Below are 6,345 nucleotides of genomic sequence, written 5' to 3' on the forward strand. Positions count from 1 at the left end.
GTATACTATTCTATTTCAGAACCTTATCTTCTCCGAACCATTTCTCGGATATTTTAGCAGCTGTTCCGTCTGCATTGAGAGCATCCAAAGCGGTCTGAAGCTCTTTCAGAAGATCCTCTCTTCCTTTCTTGACTCCGATTCCATACTCCTCTGGAGCAATGGATTCCTCCAGCAGTGCAAAGGTTCCTTCTTCTTTCGACATATAATATTTGATTACAACCTCATCAATAATAACAGCGTCAAGACGGCCACTCTTCAAGTCACTTAGCGCAAGTACATTATCCGGGAATTCGGAAACACTCTTGATTTGCGATTTAATCTTATGACCATCGAGTGCGTCAGAAGCAGATGATAAACTTTGGAGACCTACATTTTTACCTGCGAGGTCCTGAATGTTCTTGATATCCGAGCTTGCAAGCACGGCAACCACCTGACTATTCTTTAAGTACGGCTTTGTAAATAAAACCTTTCCTTTACGTTCCTCCGTGATGGTATATCCATTCCAGATCAGGTCGATCCGGCCGCTGCTTAATTCAGACTCCTTCGCCTTCCAATCGATAGGTTGAAATTTCACTTTATAACCCATCTTCTCAACCGCAGCCCGGGCATAATCAATATCAAAACCGACGATTTCATTCTTCTCGTCACGGAAACCCATCGGTGCAAACTTATCATCAATACCAACAATCAGCTCTTTATCGCCGCCAGCTGATGTGTTAGAGCCGGAGCATCCGACCACGCTTAACAGCAGAATTGCACTGATTACAACCAACAATGTCTTTTTCATTATACTGCCCCCTAAGATGCTTGACCGGATTCTAATATCCCGGTTCTTCACAAACGCTTTAGTGCGTTATCAGGACTCAATGATACCATATTAGATGACAGAAGTCGACGCATTACGACATGATGAAATGAAATGTCAAAAAATTTTCATACATTTCAAAACACCAGTTAAGTTATTTTTCGGCTAACAAGGAAATAATAAAAATCATCTGTATCAACAACTTACCATAGAAGAAAGGTGAAAGATTATATGAGGCGAAAGAATAAATGGACCTATGGAAGGCTGTATATCCTCACTTTAACTCTGATATTCTCTATGCCATTCCACGGAATATCACAGGCAGAAGGATCAACTGCAGAGTTCGATCATAGTTATAAACATATCTCCAAGAATAGAATCAGTATGCTGAAAGATCTTGCCGTCTTCCTTAAGCTCGAGGTCCACACCTTGCATGAAAGACTGCAGAAAGAATCCCTTGCAGAAATTGCTGCACAGCAAGGCATCGAACGTGCAGTCCTTAAAGATAAAGTGGTTGAGCTCCTGCAATCACGGGCAGCATCAAAGCCGTCGCCACTTGGGGTACCGATGGACTTCTCGGCAGCAGCGGACAAGCTAATCGATCAAAAAGGCGGATGGCATCACGGGGGTAACCATCGCCGTGGACGCCTCATGAAGATCGAGGAATTAGCTAAACTTCTGAAAGTGACCCCGGAGAAGCTTAAAGAATCACTTCATTCCGGTAAATCGCTTGCCAGTATAGCTGAAGAGAACGGAGTCTCTGTGCAGACTGTTATCGATCAGCAGGTTCAAGCTGTCACTGAACAGCTGGATCGACAGCTGGCAGAAGGAAAGCTTTCAAAGGGACAGTATGAAGAGCGTAAAGCTAAGATAAGAGGTTTTGTTACTGATTTTGTATATGGTCGCAATTTTAAGCAAAATGAGAGCCATTTCAAACATCACAGTACTTCGATCAAACAGACGAAACAGCCAAATTAGTTATATGCGGCAGATCAGCATAATAAAGAGACGGCTTGCGTCATGCAAGCCGTCTACTTCATTGATACCATATGCAGATTTTCAACTCCCACATCATTATGGAGTATACTGCTGAACAATTTTCACGACCGTACCATCTTCAACAGTCACATGATAAGGGAACCACTTCATGTCGATAATATCCTTCTTATTATAAACCGCAATAAACTTTTTCAGGCTTACAGCCTGATTCCACTGAATCTGAGCGTCTTCTGCACGCCCCGTATGATCATACAATTGAAGCTGAACTACAGCATCGTCCGCTACATCCAGAATAACTTGTTCCTCTTTGTCATTTATAATATAGTATCCATCCGGTGCCTCTGTCATCTCAGGGTCTTGTTCACGTTCACGAAAAATTTCATTTGCCTCTTCACCTTCATACCATTGAATCGGATCCACGTTTAGATAAACCTTACCATTCTTCACTTCGATGGAATTTATGAATACAGCTTCTTGATTAGCAGTTTTCACCACCGGCGTATATTCTTCGTTACTAGAGGCTGCCCCTACGGTTGTCATCATCATAAATACCAGTAACATCAATGCTGTCAATTTCCATCCTGATTTTCTCATCGTTACAACTCTCCCTTATGTATTAAATGGAGAACGGATATCTATATGATCATTACCCGCTTATCTGGAAGTTTAAACCATATTGTTACACATTCATCACATTTTCATGAAGTTTTTTTCTATATTTGTATTATACGAAGGAAGAGTTTAAAAAGGGTTTCAAATCGTCTTCATAAGATTACAATATCTCAATCTTCAGGATGCAAATAACCCGCTTATTACACATAATGTGTAACAAACGGGTTAATGAAATTTAATTCTTTATTTATTGAAAGCTTCTGTCAATACAGGAACGATCTGCGATTTGCGGGATACCACTCCCTTGAGGAATGCCTGGTTATTATTCAGCGAAACATTATATGCTTTCTCCACTGCTTGAGTCTGCTCTCCAAGTGCAAGTGCAATGGAATCATTGTTCAGAATATCCGTTACTACAAACACAAACAGGTCGAGCTTCTTCTCTGCAATAATGGAGGAAATAGCTTGTTCCAGCTCAGCTTGACGGGAAAGAACGTCGTTCGTATCCACAGCGTTCACCTGAGCAATTTCAACCTTAGCTCCGCCCATCTGAAATTCCTTGGCATCCAGGGAAATCAGCTGCTCAATTGTTTTATCACTTAGATCTGCCCCGGCTTTAAGCATCTCCAGTCCGTAAGCATCTGCATCAACTCCTGCAATTGCTGCCAATTCACGGGCTGCAGCAACATCTTCTTCGGTGCAGGTAGGTGATTTAAAGAGCAGGGAATCGGAAATAATTGCTGACAGCATCAAGCCTGCAATTTCCTTCCGGATCGCTACACCTTTCTCCTTATAGATCTTGTTAAGGATTGTAGCGGTGCATCCTACAGGTTCTGCACGATAGTATAATGGATGGCTTGTCTCAAAATTAGCGATACGGTGATGGTCGATCACTTCAACCACCCGAACCTGTTCGATATCACTAGCGCTCTGCTGACGCTCGTTATGGTCAACCAGAATAACATCCTTCGTTTCATTAGCTACAGTCTCTACATAGCGTGGAGCCTCAACCTTGAAATAATCAAGTGCGAAACGGGTCTCCCCGTTGATATCTCCCAAGCGAACTGCCTCAGCTTGAAGACCAAGTTCTTTTTTCAGCTCAGCGTATGCAATAGCAGAACAGATTGTATCCGTATCCGGATTTTTGTGTCCAAAGATCAATGTTTTTTCCATTAAAAATACCCTCCGACCAATTATTATCTATATTTCTTGAGAACCTTCTGCAGGTATAATCTTAACTAATTATATCGTTAAATTCTACTCATTCCAAATCCATTCCACTAATAAGGTCATTAATGAATAAACTTTGATTAATGACAAAGAGGATCATTCATAAGAATATACTGATATAAACCAACCAAAAAATCTAAAAATAATTATAAATAAAGGGAGACCATGTTTCATAACATATCTCCCTTTACTCCTTTGTTAGTTAAACAATCACAATTTCAGGCTCAGGTACAAAGCCAAATTTACGATCGATCGCTTCCATAATCACGTCCATAAGGTACCTAATGTCTGCAGCAGTGGCATGATTCTGATTCAAAATCATATTTCCATGATGCGGAGATATAATAGCTCCACCATGTTCAGTTCCTTTTAAATTCAATTGATCGACAAGCGAACCGATAGGGACTCCAAAATCGTAATTATTTTTAAATACAGAGCCGCATGATGGATAATCAAAATGCTTTTTGCTCGTTCGGTATTTAATAATATCAAGCATTGCTTCAGGTGTTGGAAATCCCTTCCCTGCCAGAGCATGCACTTCACCAAGGAAGAACGAGAAGAAATGCGGTAAAGAAGATGGATGACTTCCTCTTGCTTTCCATTCAGGGATCAAAGAATTAATATAACGAATCTGCTCCTCAGAATGAACCGGGATGTTCAGGTCCGCACCAACAACCATCCATGGATGCTTCTGGAAGATTGACTTCTTATAAGCAAATTCACATTCTGCTGCCGGAATGGATTGAACAGATAAAGACGATGACGCTGTATCGATATAATATACCGTATCAATGATGTCGCAGATTTGTCTGTGATTATATTTCGCATTCATATAAATTCCGGCTCCCAGGCATCCGGGTAGCAAGAATGTGAAATCATGATCATCTATGCCTCCACTTAATCCAAGCAATGAAAGCATGGACATCGGTGTTCCGGAAGAAACGAACCATTTGCCTTGATCTGCGTTTAGTTGTGTTAACTTCTTCAGTGAAATAAATACCGTATCTGGATCGGGCTGATCAGGAAATAATATATTAGAGCCCATGCCAAATGTATACCAGGAGAGTCCTTTGGCCAGGCAATCTTGATAGATAGCGGTTAGATCTTCTACTGTTTCTGGCAGCGCCGTGTAACTAGCTGCTCCTCCAATGCCATATGTAGAGTAGCTAGACAACGGTATGTCTCGTAAGCATAACCGCTCTATAGCGGATGTATGTAAGCTCATCGGTGTCATGTCACTCCTCTATCAGTATTCGTGAAAAACTGATTTATTCTAGTCACGTTTCATAATTATGATGGAAACACTTGATCCATGTCAATTCATTCAGCCGCAGTTTTCATTGTCAATAAAAAACAGTCCCTCGAAACAGGCATATAGCCTTCCGTCTTCAAGGAACTGTCATGTGGAAGATAAAATCACGAATTCATATAGTTAAGTTACTCAAGGAAATCTTTTAATCGTTTACTGCGGCTTGGATGTCTCAGCTTGCGAAGGGCTTTCGCCTCGATCTGGCGTATACGCTCACGCGTCACACCGAATACTTGCCCTACTTCCTCAAGCGTTCGTGTTCTGCCATCCTCAAGGCCAAAGCGGAGACGAAGCACATTCTCCTCACGTTCAGTCAGTGTGTCCAGCACTTCTTCCAGCTGTTCCTTCAACAATTCGAAAGCTGCAGCATCTGCAGGAGCAAGTGCATCATGATCTTCAATGAAATCGCCCAGATTCGAGTCGCTTTCTTCACCTACAGGAGTTTCAAGCGAGACAGGCTCCTGAGATACCTTTAGGATTTCCCGTACCTTCTCAGGACTGATATCCATCTCTTTACCGATCTCTTCAGGAGTCGGTTCACGACCTAGTTCCTGCAGAAGCTGACGAGAAATTCTTACAAGCTTATTGATGGTTTCCACCATGTGCACAGGGATCCGAATGGTTCGCGCTTGATCGGCGATGGAGCGAGTGATTGCTTGCCGGATCCACCATGTTGCATACGTACTGAATTTGAATCCTTTTGAATAATCAAACTTCTCTACAGCCTTGATCAATCCCATATTACCTTCTTGAATCAGGTCCAGGAACTGCATGCCGCGCCCTGCATAGCGTCTTGCTATGCTGACAACAAGCCGCAGGTTCGCTTCCGCCAAGCGGCGTTTAGCTTCCTCATCACCATTGTTAATTCGCTTTGCCAGCTCCACTTCTTCATCTGCTGTGAGAAGGGGAACACGGCCAATTTCTTTTAAGTACATACGAACCGGGTCGCTGATTTTAATACCTGGAGGAAGCGACAGGTCATCGTGTACCGAAAAATCCTCTGAAGGAGAACTCGCTGTTTTTTCCGGTTCCGCAACCCCTCGATCCATTGCGAAATCCGCATCATGACGGTTTTCCATTCTATGCCCCCCTGTTGACATTTCTGATATTTTATGCTAATCTTAGTGTAGATTATTATGACTTTTCAACATTATTTGTTTATGCGTCATTCTATCATATCAAGGCTATGATTTCAACTTCTAGTTTATGTTAATAATAAAACCGATCTCACTTCTGTGAGATCGGTTTTTCTTGTTATGCCTTCTTGTCCACATCACCGAAAAAATGATCTATCGTTTCAGAGAGTATCGCTCTTTTTAAAGGCTTGCTTATGTAAGCATCCATGCCTGCAGCAATATAGTTCTCTCTATCTTCCTTCAGTGCATTAGCT

General features: G+C 42.0%; 5 protein-coding genes and 1 pseudogene. 1 reads left to right on the forward strand and 5 read right to left on the reverse strand.

Features of this window, described 5'->3' with window-relative positions; all coding sequences use genetic code 11:
• Nucleotides 1-10: 10 nt before the first annotated feature.
• Complete coding sequence (locus BN1234_RS07270; RefSeq protein WP_054956001.1) at nucleotides 11-787, reverse strand: amino acid ABC transporter substrate-binding protein; 777 nt, start codon at nucleotides 785-787, stop codon at nucleotides 11-13.
• Nucleotides 788-1,036: 249 nt separating this feature from the next.
• Between BN1234_RS07270 and BN1234_RS07275 the strand changes: the two genes are divergently transcribed.
• Nucleotides 1,037-1,783 carry a hypothetical protein gene (locus BN1234_RS07275; protein ID WP_054956002.1) on the forward strand — a complete coding sequence of 249 codons (747 nt, stop codon included), beginning with the start codon at nucleotides 1,037-1,039 and terminating at the stop codon, nucleotides 1,781-1,783.
• Between the two features lie 96 nt (nucleotides 1,784-1,879).
• On the opposite strand, the gene BN1234_RS07280 is transcribed toward BN1234_RS07275, so the two are convergent.
• From BN1234_RS07280 to rpoD, 4 genes and pseudogenes are all read right to left on the reverse strand, one after another.
• The gene (locus BN1234_RS07280; RefSeq protein ID WP_054956003.1) at nucleotides 1,880-2,398 is read right to left on the reverse strand and encodes a hypothetical protein; all 519 of its coding nucleotides are present in this window, start codon (nucleotides 2,396-2,398) and stop codon (nucleotides 1,880-1,882) included.
• A 261-nt stretch (nucleotides 2,399-2,659) separates the two neighbouring features.
• Complete coding sequence (locus BN1234_RS07285) at nucleotides 2,660-3,589, reverse strand: manganese-dependent inorganic pyrophosphatase (protein ID WP_054956004.1); 930 nt, start codon at nucleotides 3,587-3,589, stop codon at nucleotides 2,660-2,662.
• A gap of 259 nt (nucleotides 3,590-3,848) precedes the next feature.
• Nucleotides 3,849-4,871, reverse strand: coding sequence for a UDP-N-acetylmuramate dehydrogenase (locus BN1234_RS07290; RefSeq protein ID WP_054956005.1), 1,023 nt, complete (start codon nucleotides 4,869-4,871; stop codon nucleotides 3,849-3,851).
• A 212-nt stretch (nucleotides 4,872-5,083) separates the two neighbouring features.
• Nucleotides 5,084-6,028 (reverse strand): annotated as a pseudogene (rpoD, locus tag BN1234_RS07295) (RNA polymerase sigma factor RpoD); the annotation flags it as partial.
• Between the last annotated feature and the right edge of the window lie 317 nt (nucleotides 6,029-6,345).

It is taken from the genome of Paenibacillus dakarensis, from assembly GCF_001373415.1.
Classification (GTDB): Bacteria; Bacillota; Bacilli; order Paenibacillales; family Paenibacillaceae; genus Paenibacillus_AQ; species Paenibacillus_AQ dakarensis.

Coding starts and splice junctions, on each gene's coding strand:
- BN1234_RS07270 (WP_054956001.1), bottom strand. CDS start 787: ATGAAAAAGACATTGTTGGTTGTAATCAGTGCAATTCTGCTGTTAAGC.
- BN1234_RS07275 (WP_054956002.1), top strand. CDS start 1,037: ATGAGGCGAAAGAATAAATGGACCTATGGAAGGCTGTATATCCTCACT.
- BN1234_RS07280 (WP_054956003.1), bottom strand. CDS start 2,398: ATGAGAAAATCAGGATGGAAATTGACAGCATTGATGTTACTGGTATTT.
- BN1234_RS07285 (WP_054956004.1), bottom strand. CDS start 3,589: ATGGAAAAAACATTGATCTTTGGACACAAAAATCCGGATACGGATACA.
- BN1234_RS07290 (WP_054956005.1), bottom strand. CDS start 4,871: ATGAGCTTACATACATCCGCTATAGAGCGGTTATGCTTACGAGACATA.